Origin of the sequence: Brachyspira hampsonii (assembly GCF_001746205.1) — a bacterium.
GTDB lineage: Bacteria > Spirochaetota > Brachyspiria > Brachyspirales > Brachyspiraceae > Brachyspira > Brachyspira hampsonii_B.
In genome coordinates this window covers 1-678 of the sequence record NZ_MDCO01000016.1, presented here as the reverse complement: position 1 = coordinate 678, position 678 = coordinate 1, and the positions used below count along the sequence as shown (strand labels likewise).

General features: G+C 33.5%; 1 protein-coding gene. It reads left to right on the top strand.

The window, feature by feature from the left end:
• Window positions 1-225: 225 nt before the first annotated feature.
• The gene (locus BFL38_RS15260) at window positions 226-372 is read left to right on the top strand and encodes a hypothetical protein (protein WP_176720595.1); all 147 of its coding nucleotides are present in this window, start codon (window positions 226-228) and stop codon (window positions 370-372) included.
• Window positions 373-678: the final 306 nt, after the last annotated feature.

The window sequence follows — 678 nt, the reverse complement described above, 5'->3', positions numbered from 1 at the left end:
TAGGGACACATATACCGCCGCCGACAGATTTTAGATTGCCTGAAGACACAATACCAAGTCATGTTGATGTTAATCCAGTGCCTGCTAAAGACGGAGAGGTTTTCGGAAGTTTTAGAAGAAAGTTCAAATATCAAGGCAAATGGTATATATTGGCTGACTATATGTATAATAGATAATTTAGAAATAGCCTATGGTACTTTCGAGGCTTTTGGTGCAAGATATGAAATGTATTCTGAGTATATAGGATATGATGTCGTTAAAAGCTATTCATTAAAAACAAAGAATGGAGATACTTTTACTATAGATGCTGATGTTGATTCCAATACTGATTTTCATTTGAAGCCGAACAGCAAGGACAGAAAAGCGAAATAGTAAGAAGCGGAATAGAAAGCATAACTAATGAATTAGAACTTACAACTGAACAAGTAGAAATATTAAAAGAGAAGTTTGGAGAGCTTTGGAAAACTCCTACTCAAAGTTTTGCAGGATATTTTAGTTCTAATTGGCTTCAAATGCTTAATGATACCATAGGCTATACAAGCGATTTTTATTCTGCTATACAAGAAATGAAAATACAAGCTATAGAATATGAACAAGAGAAAAATGAGGAAAGAAAAGAAGTGGCATTAGAAGCTATAGAAGAAGAAAAAAATGCAAGGCTTGAAGCTATAGGAATAA

Coding starts and splice junctions, on each gene's coding strand:
- BFL38_RS15260 (WP_176720595.1), top strand. CDS start 226: ATGTATTCTGAGTATATAGGATATGATGTCGTTAAAAGCTATTCATTA.